Here is a 16,614-nt window from a genome sequence, read left to right on the forward strand (position 1 = left end):
TTTATGGGAGTACGGGGCCTTACTTCTTCACGAAGGCCTCGTACTCCTTCATCACGTCGTCGGTCGGGCCGTCGGCCTTGATCACGCCGCTCTCGAGCCAGATGCTGCGCTCGCAGGTGTCCCGGATCGACTGCTCGCTGTGGCTGACCAGGAAGACCGTGCCGGCCTCGGCCCGCAGATCGCGAACCCGCTGCTCGCTGCGCTTGCGGAACTTCGCGTCGCCGGTGGCCAGCGCCTCGTCGATGAGCAGTACGTCGTGCTTCTTGGCCGCGGCGATCGCGAAGCGCAGCCGGGCGCCCATGCCGGACGAGTAGGTGCGCATCGGCAGCGAGCTGAAGTCGCCCCGCTCGTTGATGCCGGAGAACTCGATGATGTCGTTGACCTGGGCCTTGACCTCGGCCGGGGTCATGCCCATGGCCAGGCAGCCGAGCGTCACGTTGCGCTCGCCGGACAGGTCGTTCATCAGCGCCGCGTTCACGCCGAGCAGCGAGGGCTGGCCGGCCGCGTAGATCGCGCCGCCGGTCTCGACCGGGAGCAGGCCGGCGATCGCCCGCAGCAGCGTCGACTTGCCCGAGCCGTTCGTGCCGATCAGGCCGATGGCCTCGCCCTTGTACGCGACGAAGCTGGCGCCCTTGACCGCGTGCACCTCGCGGACCGCCGCGCTCTTGGTGCGGGTGACCAGCCGCTTGAAGCTGCTCAGCGGCGAGTTCTGCGCGGCCGAGACCGAGCCGTGGATGCGGTAGATGATGTGCGCGTTCTCGGCGATGACGGTGGGGATGCGATCTTCGTCAGCCACGGCCGTAACCCTTCTCTCCACGCCAGAAGTACGCGTACCCGCCGATGCCGACCACGAGCGCCCAGATGAACGCCTGGGTCCAGAGCCGCTGCGGCGACCCGGCGAGCGCCACGTTCTCCATCAGCGCGTGCCGCATGAGCTCGATGAACACGAGCAGCGGGTTCGCCTGGACCAGGGCCAGCTTCCAGCCGTGCAGGTGCTCGGTGAACTGGGTCACCGGGTAGAGCACGGCCGACCCGTACATCCAGACCCGCATGATGAACGGGATCAGCTGGCGCAGGTCGTGCAGCTTGGAGCCGAGCCGGCCGACGAACATCGCGAAGCCGGTGTTGAAGATCGTCTGAAGGATCAGGGCCGGCAGGATCAGCAGCCACTCGATCGTGATCGGCTCGCCCGTGAACAGCACGATCGCGATGAGCACGGCCATCGAGGCGATCATGTTGCGCGCCTCGACCAGGGCGATCGAGATCGGCAGGCTCGCCCGCGGGAAATGCAGGGCCCGGATCAGCCCGAGGTTGCCGCTCACCGCCTGAACGCCGGCCTGCACCACGGACTGGGTGTAGCCAAAGATGAAAACACCGGTGCACAGGTACGGGATGAAGTTCGTCACGCCGTGCTTGGTGTTCAGGAGCACGCCGAAGATCACGTAGTAAACGCCGGCGTTGAACAGCGGGGTCAGAACCTGCCAGATCATGCCCAGCCGGGTGTTGCCCAGCGCGGCCGAGACCTTGGCGCTCGCGAACTCCCAGATGAAGTGCCGGTAGGCCCAGAGCTGCCGGGTGTATTCCGACAGGCTGGGAAGCCGTCCGGCGGCGCCTAGTCCGTGTTTGCGGGCCAGCTCCTTGGCGGAGGGCCCGGCGTAGGACTCGACGACGGTCGTCTGAGCCATGGGGTGGTGCTCCGATCTCGTCGGCCCGACGGGGGAATCGGGTCCTGGTGCTTTCCGCGAGAACACAACTGACAAGCATGCCAAGCCGTTTGTCGACGGAACGGGTTCGTATCGACGTGCCAGGAATCTAACCGACCAAACGGCGGAACGCAACCGTTACGTCCTGGCGTATAGTGAACACGTGGCGACAGCTAAGCGAGCACCAGCCGGGGCCGCCGTGCTCCGTGGCGACATCACCGTGGCTATCCGTAACGCGGTCATGCAGGAGCTGGCCGATGTTGGATATGGCCGCCTCTCCATCGAGGCCGTGGCCCGCCGCGCCGGCGTCGGTAAGACCGCGGTCTACCGGCGATGGAGCAACAAGCTCGAGATGGTCCTCGAGATTGTCTCCGACGTTGCGGGGCGAAGCGTACCCCTTCCGGACACCGGCAGCTTCGAAGGTGATCTTCAGCTGCTCATGATGATCGTAAGCCGGGCACTCCAGCACCGGATCGCCTCGCAGATCATCCCGGACCTGATGGCCGAGGCCTCGCGGAACCCGCAGATCGCCGAGACCCTCCAGAAGGCGCTGCGCACGCACCAGCAGGCGGTCGGCGACAAGCTGATCGGCCAGGCCGTGGCGCGCGGCGAGCTGCCCTCGGGCACCGACCCCGATGTGGCGATCGACCTGATTCTCGGGCCGCTGTACTGGCGGCTCGCGGTCGCGCGTACCCCGCTCGGGGACGACTACCTCGAGAAGATGATCGCCGCGGTCACCGCCGGCCTGCGCGCGTCGAGCTGAACGCACCCCATCCGCACCCCGGTTGCACTCCGGGCCCGTTCCTTGCTGCCGATCTTCATCGCTGGTTGCCTTTGACGCGCCTTTGATTCGCTTCCGATTCGCTTCTGACTCGCTTTTGACTCGCTTCTGATTCGCTTTTGAGGAGCTGCCATGCGTTCCCCCCACGTCGATGCCGCTCTGTTCAAGCGCCTCATGGGCGGCCGTCCCGCCGAGTCCCTGCGGATCGCGCGCCCGCGGGTGCGGACCACGGCGCCGGTGGGTGCCTGGCTGAGCCAGGACGGCGCGGTCCGGCTCGACATCTTCGACGACGGTACGTACGACGGGCAGGTCGCCGGCCGCAGGCGCCACGCTCACGGCACCTACACCATCGACGGCGCCACGATGACCTTGAGCGACGAGTCAGGGCTGTACACCGCGGTGGCCCTGGGCGAGGGCCAGCTCGAGATGGCCGGGTACCGCCTCGGGCCCGCTCTTCCGGTCCAGGCGAAAGCTCAGCAGGGCCAGTAGCAGGCCGGTCGCGCCCAGCGCCACGCCGATCCAGGCCGACGACAGGTAACCCCACCCGGCCGCGATGACCGCGCCGCCCAGGCCCGCGCCCACGCTGTTCGCGACGTTGCTGGCCGACTGGTTGACCGCCGCGCCCATCAGCTGGGCGCCGGGCGCCACCGAGATGAGCCGGGCCTGCAGCGCCGGGCCGGCGAAGAGGCTGGCCGCGCCGACCAGGAACGCGCCGGCGAAGAGCCCGGCCGGGTGCCCGGCGGCGAGGCCGAAGAACGCCACCGCCGCGATGATCCCGCCGAAGCCCAGCAGCACGCTGCGCCGCAGGTTGCGGTCGGCCGCGACGCCGCCGACCGCGTTGCCGACCGTCATGCCGACGCCCATCACCGCCAGCACCCAGGGCACGGCCGAGGCGGACAGCCCGGTGACGTGCGTGGTGATCGGCGCGATGTAGCTGTTGACGGCGAAGAAGCCACCGAAGCCGATCGCCGCGACCAGGGCCGCGAGCCAGACCTGGGGCAGCCGGAAGGCCGCCAGCTCGTCCCGGGGCGAGCCGCCCGGTGCGGCCGCCACCTCGGGCACGACGAGCAGGACGGCGAACAGGGTGAGCGCGAAGACGCCGGCCACCGCCAGGTAGGCGGCCCGCCAGCCGGCCGCCTGCCCGAGGCCGGTGATCAGCGGGACGCCGAAGACGTTGGCCGCGGTCAGGCCGCCGAGCACGATCGAGAAGCCCCGCCCTTCGGTGCTCGGCCGCTCGCTGTGCGGCTGCTCGCTGTGCGGTCGCTCGCTGTGCGGTCGCTCGCTGTGCGGTCGCTCGCTGTGCGGCTGCTGGCGGGCCGGCTTCTCGCTTGCCGGCTTCTCGCGGGCCGGCCGCTCGCTGGCCGGCTTCTCGCTGGCCGGGCGCAACATGGCCGCGGCGAGCAGCCCGGCCGCCCCGAAGTAGGCGCCGTGCGCGAGCGCCGCCACGAACCGGCCGGCCAGGACGAGCTCGAACGTGGGCGCCAGCGCCGAGGCGACCGTGCCGGCCACGAACAGGCCGAGCAGCCCGACCACCAGCCGCCGGCGGGGCACCCGGGCGGTGAGGGCCGCGATCGTCGGCGCGCCGGCCACCACGCCGAGGGCGTAGACGGTGATCATCCAGCCGGCCTTCGCGACCGCGTCGGCGCTCGAATGGGCGTACTCCGCCGGCAGTAGATCGCGGGCCATGTCGGGCAGCAGTCCCATCGCCACGAACTCGGTCAGGCCCAGGCCGAAGCCGCCCAGCGCGAGGGCGGCCAGGGCCGCCCGGCGGCGGCCGGCGGTAAGTTTCTCCACGTGATGAAGGCTAGAACGTTCTAGAGCGTGGCGTCATAGAACGTTCTAGTGATCACAGGTTAAAGTTCGGTTTCATGCGAACAGGGGAGCGGCGGCCCACGCTGGCCGACGTCGCCGCCGAGGCCGGCGTCTCGGTCGCGCTGGTCTCGATCGTGATGCGGGAGGCGCCCGGCGCCGGCGCGGCCACCCGCGCGCGGGTGCTCGAGGTCGCCCGGCGGCTCGGCTACCAGCCCGACAGCCGGGCCCGGTTGCTCCGCAGCGGCGAGAGCCGGCTGCTCGGCGTGGTCTTCGGCGTCCAGCATCCGTTCCACGACGACGTGCTCACCGGCCTCTACGACGCGGCGGGAAAGGTCGGCCACGAGCTGACCCTGAGCGCCGTCACCCCGCGCCGCGACGAGCGCACCGCGATCGACGGCCTGCTCCGCGACCGCTGCGCCGCCCTGATCCTGCTCGGCCCGCTGATCTCCACCGCCGAGCTGGCCGAGCTGACGGTCCGCATGCCGGTGGTGGCGATGTTCCGCGCGATCCGGCACAAGGCCGTCGACGTGGTGCGCACCGACGACTCGCGGGGCCTGCACCTGGCCGTCGACCACCTGGTCGAGCTGGGCCACCGCCGCATCGCCCACGTCGACGGCGCCCGCTGGGTGGCCTCGGCCGAGCGGCGGCAGGGTTACCGCGACGCGATGACCCGGCACGGCCTGGCCGAGCACATCCGGGTGATCGCCGGCGGCTCGGGCGAGGAGGACGGCGCCCGGGCGGCCCGGGAGCTGCTGGACGATCCGCCCACGGCGGTCACGATGTTCAACGACCTGAGCGCGACCGGCCTGCTCGACGGCCTGCGCCGCGGCGGCCTCGACGTGCCCCGGGACATCAGCGTGGTCGGCTACGACGACAGCAGCTTCAGCCGGCTCGCCCACATCGACCTGACGACCGTCGCCCAGGACATCGACACCATGACGACGCTCGCCGTCTCGCGGGCGGTCGAGCGGGTGGCCGGCGCGAACATCGCCCACCGCGAGGTGGTCACGTCCCCGCGCCTGGTCGTCCGCGGCACCACGGGCCCGGCGGATGGTCCCGGATGATCGCCGCCACGACCGCCGTCTTGCTGTCGGTGTACGCCTTCCGATCCACCGGTCGCTGCTCGGCCAGCCTCAGCTTCACCGCCTCGTAGCGTTCCCGGGCCTCCGGGTTGCGGCCGAGGACCTCACGAAAGCGCAGGTAGGCGCGCCACTGATCGCCGTCGTGGTCGACCACGTGCAGATGGGCGACCCGATGCCAGGGCCGGCTCTCGAGCACGAAGACGTGGCCGCCGTGCTCGCCCGCATCCCCCCGGTAGATCCACCCCTCGGTCTCAAGCCGCGCCGTCACGGCCGCGAGGGCCTCCATGGTGCCGAGCCCGACGGCCAGGTCGATGATCGGCTTGGCGAGGAGCCCGAGAACCGACGAAGAGCCGACCGGCCGCACCTCCACCGCGAGGTCACCGAGGACTTCGCCCACTCGCGTCGTCAGCGCGACGCCGGCATCCAGCCAAGCCGCGGTCGTGCGGCCCAACCGAAGAGCGCCGTAGTCAAGCCCCAGACCCGCGGCGGTGAGGTTGTCCACGACCGGATCGTCCCACCTGGGGATAGCCGCCGAAAAATGTCATAGGTGCGCCGTAATCTCACCCCACCCAGTTACGGGGTGGGTTAGGTGGCGGGAGCCGGCGCCGGGGCGGGGTGGGTTAGGTGGCGGGAGCCGGCGCGGGCGTGGAGCGGGCCGGTCGGGTTGCCGGGCGGTCGCGGGGCCGGCGGTCGCGAGCGGGGCGATCGCGAGCGGGGCGATCGCGGGCGGGGCGGTCGCGGGGGCCCGCTCGACAACGGGCATGCTCGGCTGATGATCGATTGGCTGACCAGCGCCGCGTTCAGTGCGTTCGGGGCCTCGACCACCTGGGCCGAGCTGCTCGGCTTCGCGACCGGGCTGGTCAACGTGGGCCTGCTCGTGCGGCAGCACGTTCTCAACTGGCCGCTCGGCATTCTCAACGTTCTGCTGCTCATGGTCGTGTTCTGGTCGGCCGGCCTCTACGCCGACGCGAGCCTGCAGATCGTCTACGTGGTGCTCGGGCTGTACGGGTGGTGGGCCTGGCTCTACGGCGGCGAGCGGCGCGGCCGTCTCGTGGTCCGGGCGACCACCGGGCCCGAGTGGCGGGCGCTGGCCGTGGCGGGACTGCTGCTCACCGCGGGGCTCTGGCTGTTCCTCGATCGGCTCACCGGCTCGACCGTGCCGCTGGCCGATGCCGTCACCACCGCGCTGTCGCTGCTCGCCACCTATGGGCAGACGCGCAAGCTGGTGGAGAACTGGTGGCTCTGGATCGCGGCCGACCTGATCTACATTCCGCTCTACGGCTACAAGGACCTCTGGCTCACGGCGATCCTGTACGTCGCCTTCCTCGTCCTCTGCGTCGCCGGTCTGCGTTCGTGGCAAGCCGCCAAGGAGGAACGGTGACGTACGGGCACGGGCTGATCGTCGGGAAGTTCTATCCGCCGCACGCGGGGCACCACGCCCTGATCGACGCCGCCGCGAGCAGGTGCGATCGGCTGACGGTCGTGGTCGCGCCGTCCTCGGGCGAGACCGTGCCGCTCGACCTGCGGCTCGACTGGCTGCGGGCGGCGCACGGGCCGGACGTGCGGTTCGTGGGCGTGCACGACGACCACCCGATCGACTACGACGACCCGGCGGTCTGGGAGCTGCACATGACGGTCTTCCGGGCGGCGGTGGGCGCCGAGCGGGTCGATGCGGTGTTCTCCTCCGAGGCGTACGGGGTGGAGCTCGCCGCCCGCTTCCACGCCGAGCCGGTGATCGTCGACCTCGGGCGGGAACGGGTGCCGGTCTCGGGGACGGCCGTGCGGGCGGACCCGATCGGGAACTGGCGCCATCTCGGGGCCGGCGTGCGCGGCTGGCTGGCGAAGCGGGTCGTCGTGGTCGGCGCCGAGTCGACCGGGACCACGACGATGGCGCGGGCGCTGGCCCGGCACTACCGGCTGCGCGGCGGGGTCTGGTCGGCGACGCGATGGGTGCCCGAGTTCGGCCGGGAGCTGACCGAGCGCAAGCTGGCCGCGCTCGGTCCGGGGGCGACGATCTTCGACGTGAACTGGGACCGGGCGGACTTCGCGGCGGTCGCGGCGGCGCAGAACGCCGCGGAGGACGCGGCGGCCCGGTCGGGCTCACCGGTGCTCTTCGGCGACACGGACGCGTTCGCGACCACGATCTGGGAGGAACGCTATCTGGGAACAACTTCGGCGGCCGTACGCGATCAAGTCCGCCGCCCTGATCTTTATCTGCTCACGGACGACGACGGCGTGCCGTTCGAGGACGACGGTCTGCGGGACGGCGAGCACCTCCGGCGGTGGATGACCGGTCGCTTTCGTGAGGAATTGGCTGCTCACGGCGTACGACACCGGGAATTGAGCGGAAGGTTCGGCGAGCGCCTGCGGGCGGCAGTGCGGGCGACCGACGAGTTGCTCGCGGAGGGTTGGGCGTTCGCGCCGCCGCTAAGCGCTCGCGCGCCGAGGCCGATCGGAAGGTAGGGACGCGGAAAGGGGTCGCATGCGGTTCGTGCTCGCGGTGGCGGCGCTCGCCCTCCCGCTCGCGCTGACCGGCTGCGGCAGCAAGACCTCGCCGACCGCCACGCCGTCCGTGACCGCGACGCAGGCGCCCTGGGTGCTGTACGACTCGGGCAACCCCACGCCGAGCAAGGGCGCCGCGCGATTCACCGGCACGCCGCCGCCCGCCCTGCCCTCGGTGTCCTACCTGCCGACGAGCTCGGCCTGCGCGATCGGCTTTCCGGACACCGGCCTCGTGCTGATCCCGATGGTCGTCACCCCGGTAGCGGGCGGCTTCAAGGTCGAGTGGCCCTCGGCCTACGGCTCGTACTACCGCATCACCGCGGTGCCGCAGGGCCTGGTGAAGGGCCCGCAGCCGGAACCGAGCTGGACAACCGTCCCGGCCGGCGCCGGTTGCACCGTCTCCACCACCCTCACGGGCCTGACCCCGGGCGCGCCCTACATCATCTGGCTGGACGCCCCGGACACGCCGCGGGCCCCCGACAACAGCCGAAGCCTCTACAGCGGCAAGTCCGGCGTGGTGAAGCCCTTGTAGCCGAGCGGTCAGGAGGCGATGGTGTTTCGGCCGCTGAACTTGGCTGCGTAGAGGCGATCGTCGGCGGCTCGGAACAACGTCTCGCCGGTCATTTCGGGAGTCAGGGTGGCCAGGCCGACGCTCACCGTGAGGCGCACGCCCGGGATGATGTCGGATCGCTCGACCGCGGCGCGGATGCGTTCCGCCACCTCGCGGCCGATCGGGAGGTCGCCGCGCAGGAAGACGGTGAACTCGTCGCCGGCGTAGCGGACCGGCACGTCGTCGGCGCGGCACTGGGCGCGCAGGATGCGGGCCACCTCGCGCAGCGCGTGGTCGCCCACCGTGTGCGAGTACGCGTCGTTGACCGCCTTGAAATGGTCGACGTCGACCAGCAGCAGGACCAGCGGGGCCGCGAGCCGGCCCGAGTCGATGCGGTCCAGCAGCAGGTCGAAGCGGCGGCGATTGCCGAGCTTGGTGAGCGGGTCGCGCAGCACCTCGCGCTCGGCCCGGGCCCGCGCCGACTCCGCCTCCTCCTGCTGGCGAGCCTGCCGCAGCATGGCGAGCCGCTGCAGGCGCACCCGCCACAGCTCGCGGGCCTGGCCCTCGACCGCGTCGAACATGTCCCGGCTCGCCTGGCCGTCGTCCTGCTCGAGCGCGGTCAGCGCCAGCTCGAAGCGGATGAGCGTCTTTTCGTCGGGGCGGGCGCCGTACGCGCAGAGCTCGCGCGCCGCCACCAGCTCGCGCCTCGCCTCGGGCAGTGCGCCCTGGGACCGCAACGCGATGCCGAGAGCGAGATGTGCCATCCGGGCGTACTGGAAGCTCTCGGCCGCGCGCAACGGCATGATCACCTCGCGGGCCAGCTTCTCGGCCGGCACCACGTCGCCGAGCTTGGCCAGCGCGAGCGCCAACATCGCCGTCGCGCCGCTGTCGTCGGGGCGCTGGTCGACGTACCGGCGGGTGATCGTGGCACTGCGGCGCAGCCGGGTGGCGCTCTCGTCGTGCCGGCCGATGTGGTCGAGCCGGACGCCCCAGTTCAGCAGCGTGGTGGCGTGCACCAGGTCGAACGCCGAGGTGACCTCGCTCAGCTCCTCGTAGCTGTCCGACGCGATCTCGTACATCTCGGCCGCCGTCGCGGCCTCGGCGAAACTGCAGAGCGCGGACATCCGCCGGTCGCGGCCGGGGTGCGGCCCGTCCAGCAGCACGGCGGCGCGGGCCAGGTTGCGCATGGCGTCGATGTAGCGGGCGCGCAGCACGTCGAAGTGCGCGAGATCGCACAGGGTCTTGGCCTCGCCGAGCGCCGATCCGGACGCGCGGTGCATCCGCAGCAGTTCGTGGGCGAGCTCGGCGCCCTCGTGGAAACGGCCCATGTGCAGGTTGGCGTACATCTTTCCCTGCAACAGGAACGGGACCGTACGGCGATCGCCGCAGAGCCGGGCCAGGGCCAGGTACGCGTCGGCGGCCGCGAGCGCCTCGTGCCCGTGACCGGTGTTGGCGAGCCGGTGCACCCGGAGCGCGTACAGATGAAGTGGTCCGAACGCGGTAGCCGGGACCGGCAGGCCTTCCATCGAACCAGTATCAACAAAACCGTGCAGATCAACTATGGGTGACGACCAGGCATTGTCGATGTTGAAGACGTCGTTGATCGCTCATTTCGTGACATATTTGTCGAGGCCGTCGACGAGCAGCGCCAGCCCGAGCTCGAAGCGCTGCTCGTTTCCGCCGCCGACCATGTCCCGCGCGTACCTCTTGAGGTTCGGATATTGCTCCGCGGGGAGCTGCTCGAAGTACGCCGTGAGGTCGTCGCTGAGCGCCTCGACGAACGAGTCCTTGTCCGAGCCGATCTCCTGGACCGTGCCGCGCCAGATCGACATCTCGTACGCGTCGGCGGTGATGTAAAGGAAGATGCGGTCCATCGCCCAGGCCGCGATCTTGGGCGGGACGCCGCCGCCGATCATCAGCCCGAGCATGAAGTCGGAGACGCGCATCGCGTTGGGCCCGGTGGGGATCGTGGCGAGCGCGGCCCGGGCCAGGTCGTAGTGGTCGAGCAGCACCTCGTGGCCGGAGCGGGCGATCTGGCGGATCTGCTCCTTCCACCGCGCGGGGTCGGCCTCGGGCAGCTCCATGAGGCCGCACATCTCGTCGAACATGAGCTGGAGCAGCTCGTCCTTGCTCGTCACGTGGGCGTAGAGGCTGGACGGGCCGGTCTCGAACTCGGCGGCGAGGCGCCGCATGCTGACCCCGTCGATGCCCTCGGTCTTCACGATGCGCAGGGCAGCCTGCACGATCTCGGCACGGCCGAGCGGGGACTTGGCGGGGCGCTGGGGTTTTATCGCCCGCCGCAGGAACGGCGACTCTTTCATCGTCGCCCAATTTACCTTGACGCGAACACCGTTCGCCAGTAGAACAGTGTTCGTAGATAACGAACACTGTTCAAACCGGGGGTACCCATGGAAGCCGTACTGGAGAAGACGGCAACCGCTGCGACCGCGTACCGATATCGCTGGGTCGCGCTCTTCGTGATCCTGGCCGTCGAGGTGATGGACCTGCTCGACGCGCTGGTCACCAACATCGCCGGGCCGTCGATCCGCACCGAGCTCGGCGGGTCGTACAGCCTGATCCAGTGGCTCGGCGCGGCGTACACGCTGGCCATGGCCATCGGCCTGCTCACCGGCGGCCGCCTGGGCGACATCTACGGCCGGCGCCGGATGTTCCTGATCGGCGCGGCCGGCTTCACGCTCGCCTCGCTGGCCTGCGGCATCGCCCAGACGCCGGTCGAGCTGATCGCCGGGCGGGCGGTGCAGGGCTTGTTCGGCGCCGTGATGCTGCCCCAGGGCCTCGGCATGATCAAGCAGATGTTCTCGCCGGCCGAGCAGGCCAAGGCGTTCGGCGCGTTCGGCCCGGTGATGGGCCTGTCCTCGGTGGGCGGCCCGATCCTGGCCGGCTGGCTGGTCGACGCCAACTACTTCGACGCCGGCTGGCGGATGATCTTCTTCATCAACCTGCCGCTGGGGCTGTTCGCGGTCTTCGGGGCGGTCAAGTTCCTGCCCGAGTTCAAGAGCGAGCGCGCGCCCCGGCTCGACCTGCTCGGCGTCCTGCTGGCCGCGGTCGGTGCGTTCCTACTGCTCTACCCGCTGGTGCAGGGCCGCGAGCTGGGCTGGCCGGTGTGGTGCTTCGTGCTGCTGGCCGCCGGCGTCATCATCTTCGGCCTGTTCGCGATGTACGAGAACCGGCGCGAGCGCAACCACCTCGACCCGCTGGTCACGCCGAGCCTGTTCCGCAAGCGGGCGTTCTCCGGCGGCCTCGCGGTCGGCCTGGTGTTCTTCGGCGCGCTGATCGGCACCGGCCTGGTCTTCACCTTCTACCTCCAGATCGGTCTCGGCTACTCGCCGCTCAAGGCCGGCCTCACCACGCTGCCGCAGGCGCTCGGCACGGTCGCCGGCTTCGTCGCGGCCGGGGCCGGGCTCGCCGAGAAGCTCGGTCGCAAGCTGCTGCTGTTCGGCACGGTCGTGATGATCGTGGGGACGGCCGGCTTCGCGCTGACCGTTCGGCTCGCGGGGGCGGACATCACGCCGTACCAGCTGATTCCGGCGCTGCTGTTGAACGGCGCCGGCATGGGCCTCGCGATGGCGCCGTTCTTCAACATCGTGCTGGCCGGCGTCGAGGACGAGGAGACCGGCTCGGCGTCGGGCGCGCTCACCTCGGTGCAGCAGCTCGGCGGGGCGTTCGGCATCGCGGTGCTCGGCACGATCTTCTTCGCGATCCTGCCCGGCCAGGTGACGTCCCATGTGGACGGCACGGCGAGCGAGCTGCGCACGGTGCTCACCACGGCCGGGGTGCCGGCCGACGCGCAGCCCGCGGTGGCGGCCGGCCTGCGGGACTGCCTGCGCGACCGCACCGCGGAGAACGACCCCGACAAGGTGCCGTCGAGCTGTCAGGGCGCCGGGGCGCCGGCGCCGCAGGTGCAGGCCTACGCCCAGGAGCAGGTGCGCGGCGGCTTCCAGGACGCGACGGTCCGGACCACGGGCGTGACGATGGTGCTGCTGGCGCTCGCCTTCGGCCTCGCCTTCCTGCTGCCGAAGAAGGCGCGGCCGGAGAACGAGGAACAGCCGAGCTAGATGGTGGGGAGACCGGCCTCGCGCCAGGCTTTGAAGCCGCCCGCGAGGTCGGTCGCCCGGCTCAGGCCGATGTCCTGCAGCGCGGCGGCGGCCAGGCTGCTGGTGTAGCCCTCCTGGCAGGTCACGATCACGTGCAGGTCGAAGCGGTCGGCGAACGGCAGCCGGGCGCCGCTGCGCGGGTCGAGCCGCCACTCCAGGACGTTCCGCTCGATGATCACGGCGCCCGGGATCTCGCCGAACTCGGCGCGCTGGGCGGCCGGGCGGATGTCGACCAGCACGGCGCCCTCGCCGATCGCGGCGGCGGTCTCGAGCGGGCCGAGGCGGCGCAGGCGGGCGCGGGCGCCGGCCAGGATCTCGTCGATGCCGGTCGAGCCGGGCGGGGGCGTCAGGACGGCGGTCACCACTGCACCCCGGCCTGCTCGACGGTCAGCACCTCGAGGCCGCCGGCGCCGAAGCGGTACCGGGTCATCGTGGACAGCGCCGGGCCGTACACGTGCACGCTCACCGCGGGCCGGGACGAGCGGTTGGTGATCCGGTGGATGTGCCGGGTGCCGAACCGGCGGCCGGCGCCCTCGCCGAGCTCGCGGCCGGTGATCCGGGCCGGGCCGCCGGCCGGGATCGCGACGGTGTCCTCGGTGAGCGTGCCCGCGAAGACGTGGAACGCGCCGGCCGAGCCGCCGTGGTCGTGCAGGTCGGTGCCCTGCCCGGGCAGCCAGGTGAGCAGCCAGACCTCGTGGTCGTCGGCGATCGCGAGACGGTGGTACCAGCGGTCGACCGGGTTGAAGCGCGGGGCGACCGGCCAGTCCTCGGGGGTCGCGGCGTAGCGGGCGGCGATGGCGAGGTGGTCGAGGCGAAGGTCGACGGCGGTCACGGAAGCTCCTCGATTTGCATACATTGCCCATCAGTCCTATAGGTTTACCGCCACAACGCGGCCAAGGGTAGCGCCTGGCTCGGCGGGTCGGGCGGAAAGTCGGCGTAACAGTGCTGTAAAACTCGAAAGCGCTGGTCAGCCAGGACAGCAAGCGCTGGCGCAGTGCGCCAGATCGGTCGCCAGGTCGGCGACGAGAGGGATACCCGTCCGCTGCATGACGCCCATGGTGACCGGAATGGTGATCAGTGGTCAAACTCGTTCCGAGATATGGGAGCCCGGCCACGCCAGAGGCGGCCGCAGGTACGCGGAGCCGGCAGCCGGGGAACCGCCGGGTGGGCGACGCCGATGGCCCGGGCCCGCGGCGAGGGCCATGGATGCTCCACGACGATCCAGCTGCGGTCGTGCCACCGGACGGCGTTGAAGACCTTCGCTGGCGAGCACCGCAGCCGGGCCGCGACCGCCTTCACCGGGTCGCCCGACTCGACGATCGCGACCGGGCGCCAGAGCAGCTCGTCCTCGGCCAGCCAGACCTTGCCGGCGTCGTGCTCGTCGATCACTTCGATCAGCCGGTAGCGCCCGTCAACAGCAGTCATGCCCGCTGTTCGGTGCGGTGGGCGGCACGGATGGGTCCTACCACCAACCCCGGCGTTTGGCCCAGGTGAGCAGCAGCGCCGACATGACGGCCATGACGATCAGGACGGCCAGCAGCTCGGGGACCTTGGTGTGGCCGTTGACGATGATGTTCATGCCGTAGATCGAGGACAGCGCCGTGATCGGCAACGTCACCACGGCGATCACGGCGAGGCGCTCGGCCGCCACCGTCATCTTGGTCTCGGCCCGCGCGCGGTAGAACTCGATCACGCCCTGGAGGTACTCCCGCTCGCCGTCGGCCAGCCCGCGGATCCGGTTGAGCTGGTCGACCACGTCGTTGACCAGCGGCAGGTCGTCGGCCGGGACGCGGGCCTCGAGGGCGGCGATCCGGCCGTACACCTCGGCGCCGAGCGCCCCCATCGTCCGTACGGCAAGAAGGCCGTGCCGCGCCTGGAACAGCTCCTCCAGGAACTCCTCGGGGTTGCCCATGTGTCCACCGGTGACCCGCTGCTCGAGAAGCCACACGTCACTGGTGATCTCCTCGATGAACCCCTCGAGTCGGTGGATCAACGCGGAAGTGATCGCATAGGACAGTTCATAAGGTGAATCCGGACGTAACCGGCCCGTTTCCAGGCGGCGCCGAACACCGTCCGTCTCGCGCAGAGCGACTTCGAGGGAAAGCGCCGGATTGATCGGCCCGTGGACGGTCACCAGATACTTTTCCCCGATTATCTGATCGAGTTCGAGGTAGTGGATATGACCGGATGGTCCCCGCTCCGGACCGTGAAGGATCAAGAGCTGCTGATGCGGATAAATCCGGACACGGGGCACGCGATTCCGTTGCATACAGTCGCGGACCGCCAAGGGGTGGCAGTCCAGCACGTCGGTGAGCAAGGAGATCGCCTCGTCACTGCACTCCGGAACGTCCACCCACACCAGTGCGTCCGGCCGATCCAGCAGGCCCGCGACCTCGGCTACCGTGTGCGTCTCGACTGTGCCGCCGCTGAGCGACAGGACCCGGATCCCGCCCATGGCCTCACGCTAGACCTGAAAGAAGCTCGTAGCGCTTTGCCTCTTTCCGAACAACGCGTGAAAATCGGCCCTGAGCGATCGCACGGACACGCTCTGTGGCGGAAATTGAGCTTTCAATCACCGGATCGGCTTCGGGCCTCAGCCGTTAAGGCGGAAATCAGGTCGGCAGGGTCACCTCTAATCGAGAAAGCTATATGGTGACGTGCGCCGCCGAGAACCGGTGCCGGAGGCTACCTCGCCCATACCTCCGACCCCACGATCAACGAGGACGGACACGTGTTGAAGTCACGCCGCGGTCTTCTTGCCGCCGGCCTAGCTGTCGCCGTGGTGGGCGCCCTGGGCGTCGCCTCGACCCTGAACGCGGGTGCGGAACAGATCACGGGTGGCGCGGGGCAGCCCGTGGCCGAGGCCGCGCCGGCCGACCCCAACGCGATCGCCGGCACGGCGACGCCGCCGACCGCTCTGCCGTGGGGGCAGCGGCCCGAGCGCATCCGCAAGGGCCGGGCCGGGGCGACCAGCCGGACGCTGCACGCCGAGGGCGTCGACGCCGCGGCCAACGACACGAGCGGGTCGACGCAGCCGCGGGGGCGGTACGCGCCGAAGGGCCGCTGGGCGAAGAACTCGTACCTGAAGACCGAGGTCACCGACATCGCGCCGCCGGAGCCGCCGGCCGGCGCCAGCCCGTCGGCGGAGGCGGACCCGACCGAGGACCCGACCACCGAGGCGACGACCGAGGCGACGACCGACCCGACCACCGAGGCGACCGACGAGCCGACGGCCGAGACGACCACCGACCCCGCCGCGGACCCGGAGGCCACCGAGTCGACCGAGGGCGGGCCGGGCGAGGAGCCGGAGCCGACCGCGAGCTCGTCGGGGCACGTGGCGCCCGAGCCGAGCGGCGCGTCGACCACGACCGAGAAGGCCTACTTCCACTACAACACCGGCATGCAGTTCGCCGAGACCGACGGCTTCTACACGACGGTCTCGATCGCCAAGCCGACCCTCGACCGGGGCGACTACCACACGCTCGGCGAGCTGGCGCTGCAGTCGGCCGACGGCCGGCAGATCGTCGAGGTCGGCTGGAACGTCGACCGCCTCGTCAACGGCGACGACGACCCGCACCTGTTCGTCTACCACTGGGTCAACCGCGTTCCGAGCTGCTACAACGGCTGCGGCTTCGTGCAGTACAGCAAGAACGTCAAGCCCGGTGACACCCTCGCCACGGACTCCATGAAGAAGTTCGGCATCCAGTACTTCAACGGCGCCTGGTGGATCGCGTTCGACTCGGAGTGGATCGGCTACTTCCCCGAGCAGCTCTGGAACGACTCGGGCGTCAAGTTCAGCCGCTCCGGCCTGATCCAGGTCTTCGGCGAGGTGGCGGCCTCCAGCCTCGAGCCGTGCAGCCAGATGGGCAACGGCGTGTCGATCAACCCGGACAAGCCGGCCGACGCGAGCAACGCGGCCTACATGGCGAGCGTGGCCTACCTGAACGGCCCGCCGGTGAACCTGACCTTCCAGACCACGAACGCGAGCCGGTACCCGATCGTCGGGCGAAGTTCTCGAACGTTCCAGTACGGCGGTCCGGTCAAGGCCTGCTGAAGTATTGCGTGACGC

Annotated in this window: 18 protein-coding genes; 8 read left to right on the top strand and 10 right to left on the bottom strand. The window is 70.5% G+C overall.

Features of this window, described 5'->3' with window-relative positions:
• Window positions 1-19 precede the first annotated feature (19 nt).
• Window positions 20-796: an ABC transporter ATP-binding protein gene (locus ACZ6TB_RS34980; protein WP_465561844.1), complete on the bottom strand. Its 777-nt coding sequence runs from the start codon at window positions 794-796 to the stop codon at window positions 20-22.
• The gene (locus ACZ6TB_RS34985; RefSeq protein ID WP_465561846.1) at window positions 789-1,685 is read right to left on the bottom strand and encodes an ABC transporter permease; all 897 of its coding nucleotides are present in this window, start codon (window positions 1,683-1,685) and stop codon (window positions 789-791) included. The genes ACZ6TB_RS34980 and ACZ6TB_RS34985 overlap by 8 nt, the downstream gene beginning before the upstream one ends.
• A 181-nt stretch (window positions 1,686-1,866) precedes the next feature.
• Here ACZ6TB_RS34985 and ACZ6TB_RS34990 point away from each other — a divergent pair, with 181 nt between their 5' ends.
• Both ACZ6TB_RS34990 and ACZ6TB_RS34995 read left to right on the top strand, forming a co-directional pair.
• Window positions 1,867-2,466 carry a TetR/AcrR family transcriptional regulator gene (locus ACZ6TB_RS34990; protein WP_465561848.1) on the top strand — a complete coding sequence of 200 codons (600 nt, stop codon included), beginning with the start codon at window positions 1,867-1,869 and terminating at the stop codon, window positions 2,464-2,466.
• Between the two features lie 150 nt (window positions 2,467-2,616).
• Window positions 2,617-2,973, top strand: coding sequence for an Atu4866 domain-containing protein (locus ACZ6TB_RS34995; RefSeq protein ID WP_465561849.1), 357 nt, complete (start codon window positions 2,617-2,619; stop codon window positions 2,971-2,973).
• Here the strand turns inward: ACZ6TB_RS34995 and ACZ6TB_RS35000 are convergent.
• Window positions 2,866-4,278, bottom strand: coding sequence for an MFS transporter (locus ACZ6TB_RS35000; protein ID WP_465561851.1), 1,413 nt, complete (start codon window positions 4,276-4,278; stop codon window positions 2,866-2,868). The two genes, ACZ6TB_RS34995 and ACZ6TB_RS35000, sit on opposite strands and share 108 nt — an antisense overlap.
• A 74-nt stretch (window positions 4,279-4,352) precedes the next feature.
• Here ACZ6TB_RS35000 and ACZ6TB_RS35005 point away from each other — a divergent pair, with 74 nt between their 5' ends.
• Complete coding sequence (locus tag ACZ6TB_RS35005) at window positions 4,353-5,360, top strand: LacI family DNA-binding transcriptional regulator (RefSeq protein ID WP_465561853.1); 1,008 nt, start codon at window positions 4,353-4,355, stop codon at window positions 5,358-5,360.
• Here ACZ6TB_RS35005 and ACZ6TB_RS35010 read toward each other — a convergent pair.
• Window positions 5,302-5,880 (bottom strand): GrpB family protein, encoded by a 579-nt coding sequence (locus tag ACZ6TB_RS35010; RefSeq protein ID WP_465561855.1) that lies wholly within the window; start codon window positions 5,878-5,880, stop codon window positions 5,302-5,304. The two genes, ACZ6TB_RS35005 and ACZ6TB_RS35010, sit on opposite strands and share 59 nt — an antisense overlap.
• A 270-nt stretch (window positions 5,881-6,150) precedes the next feature.
• Between ACZ6TB_RS35010 and pnuC the strand changes: the two genes are divergently transcribed.
• The 3 genes from pnuC to ACZ6TB_RS35025 are packed head-to-tail and all read left to right on the top strand — an operon-like array spanning window position 6,151 to window position 8,412.
• Window positions 6,151-6,759, top strand: coding sequence for a nicotinamide riboside transporter PnuC (gene pnuC, locus ACZ6TB_RS35015; RefSeq protein WP_465561857.1), 609 nt, complete (start codon window positions 6,151-6,153; stop codon window positions 6,757-6,759).
• Entirely contained in the window at window positions 6,756-7,841 is a 1,086-nt protein-coding gene (locus tag ACZ6TB_RS35020) for an AAA family ATPase (RefSeq protein WP_465561859.1), read from the top strand. The genes pnuC and ACZ6TB_RS35020 overlap by 4 nt, the downstream gene beginning before the upstream one ends.
• Window positions 7,842-7,860: 19 nt before the next feature.
• Window positions 7,861-8,412, top strand: a complete 552-nt coding sequence (locus tag ACZ6TB_RS35025; protein ID WP_465561861.1) for a hypothetical protein — start codon at window positions 7,861-7,863, stop codon at window positions 8,410-8,412.
• An 8-nt stretch (window positions 8,413-8,420) separates the two neighbouring features.
• Here ACZ6TB_RS35025 and ACZ6TB_RS35030 read toward each other — a convergent pair whose 3' ends face one another.
• Entirely contained in the window at window positions 8,421-9,956 is a 1,536-nt protein-coding gene (locus ACZ6TB_RS35030; RefSeq protein WP_465561863.1) for a GGDEF domain-containing protein, read from the bottom strand.
• A gap of 81 nt (window positions 9,957-10,037) precedes the next feature.
• Complete coding sequence (locus tag ACZ6TB_RS35035) at window positions 10,038-10,751, bottom strand: TetR/AcrR family transcriptional regulator (protein WP_465561865.1); 714 nt, start codon at window positions 10,749-10,751, stop codon at window positions 10,038-10,040.
• 87 nt (window positions 10,752-10,838) lie between these two features.
• Here ACZ6TB_RS35035 and ACZ6TB_RS35040 point away from each other — a divergent pair, with 87 nt between their 5' ends.
• Complete coding sequence (locus ACZ6TB_RS35040) at window positions 10,839-12,506, top strand: MFS transporter (protein ID WP_465561867.1); 1,668 nt, start codon at window positions 10,839-10,841, stop codon at window positions 12,504-12,506.
• Here the strand turns inward: ACZ6TB_RS35040 and ACZ6TB_RS35045 are convergent.
• From ACZ6TB_RS35045 to ACZ6TB_RS35060, 4 genes are all read right to left on the bottom strand, one after another.
• Entirely contained in the window at window positions 12,503-12,910 is a 408-nt protein-coding gene (locus ACZ6TB_RS35045; RefSeq protein ID WP_465561869.1) for a rhodanese-like domain-containing protein, read from the bottom strand. The two genes, ACZ6TB_RS35040 and ACZ6TB_RS35045, sit on opposite strands and share 4 nt — an antisense overlap.
• A complete protein-coding gene (locus ACZ6TB_RS35050; RefSeq protein WP_465561871.1) occupies window positions 12,904-13,377 on the bottom strand; it encodes a cysteine dioxygenase in 474 nt (157 codons plus the stop codon). Before ACZ6TB_RS35050 ends, ACZ6TB_RS35045 begins: the two co-directional genes overlap by 7 nt.
• 242 nt (window positions 13,378-13,619) lie before the next feature.
• Window positions 13,620-13,970, bottom strand: coding sequence for a hypothetical protein (locus ACZ6TB_RS35055; protein ID WP_465561873.1), 351 nt, complete (start codon window positions 13,968-13,970; stop codon window positions 13,620-13,622).
• 37 nt (window positions 13,971-14,007) lie between these two features.
• Window positions 14,008-15,000: a magnesium transporter CorA family protein gene (locus ACZ6TB_RS35060; protein ID WP_465561874.1), complete on the bottom strand. Its 993-nt coding sequence runs from the start codon at window positions 14,998-15,000 to the stop codon at window positions 14,008-14,010.
• Window positions 15,001-15,276: 276 nt separating this feature from the next.
• Here ACZ6TB_RS35060 and ACZ6TB_RS35065 point away from each other — a divergent pair, with 276 nt between their 5' ends.
• Window positions 15,277-16,599, top strand: coding sequence for a neprosin family prolyl endopeptidase (locus tag ACZ6TB_RS35065; RefSeq protein WP_465561876.1), 1,323 nt, complete (start codon window positions 15,277-15,279; stop codon window positions 16,597-16,599).
• Window positions 16,600-16,614 lie beyond the last annotated feature (15 nt).

The organism is Actinoplanes sp. NPDC051537, assembly GCF_055586105.1.

Coding starts and splice junctions, on each gene's coding strand:
- ACZ6TB_RS34985 (WP_465561846.1), bottom strand. CDS start 1,685: ATGGCTCAGACGACCGTCGTCGAGTCCTACGCCGGGCCCTCCGCCAAG.
- ACZ6TB_RS34995 (WP_465561849.1), top strand. CDS start 2,617: ATGCGTTCCCCCCACGTCGATGCCGCTCTGTTCAAGCGCCTCATGGGC.
- ACZ6TB_RS35005 (WP_465561853.1), top strand. CDS start 4,353: ATGCGAACAGGGGAGCGGCGGCCCACGCTGGCCGACGTCGCCGCCGAG.
- pnuC (WP_465561857.1), top strand. CDS start 6,151: ATGATCGATTGGCTGACCAGCGCCGCGTTCAGTGCGTTCGGGGCCTCG.
- ACZ6TB_RS35025 (WP_465561861.1), top strand. CDS start 7,861: ATGCGGTTCGTGCTCGCGGTGGCGGCGCTCGCCCTCCCGCTCGCGCTG.
- ACZ6TB_RS35030 (WP_465561863.1), bottom strand. CDS start 9,956: ATGGAAGGCCTGCCGGTCCCGGCTACCGCGTTCGGACCACTTCATCTG.
- ACZ6TB_RS35035 (WP_465561865.1), bottom strand. CDS start 10,751: ATGAAAGAGTCGCCGTTCCTGCGGCGGGCGATAAAACCCCAGCGCCCC.
- ACZ6TB_RS35040 (WP_465561867.1), top strand. CDS start 10,839: ATGGAAGCCGTACTGGAGAAGACGGCAACCGCTGCGACCGCGTACCGA.
- ACZ6TB_RS35055 (WP_465561873.1), bottom strand. CDS start 13,970: ATGACTGCTGTTGACGGGCGCTACCGGCTGATCGAAGTGATCGACGAG.
- ACZ6TB_RS35060 (WP_465561874.1), bottom strand. CDS start 15,000: ATGGGCGGGATCCGGGTCCTGTCGCTCAGCGGCGGCACAGTCGAGACG.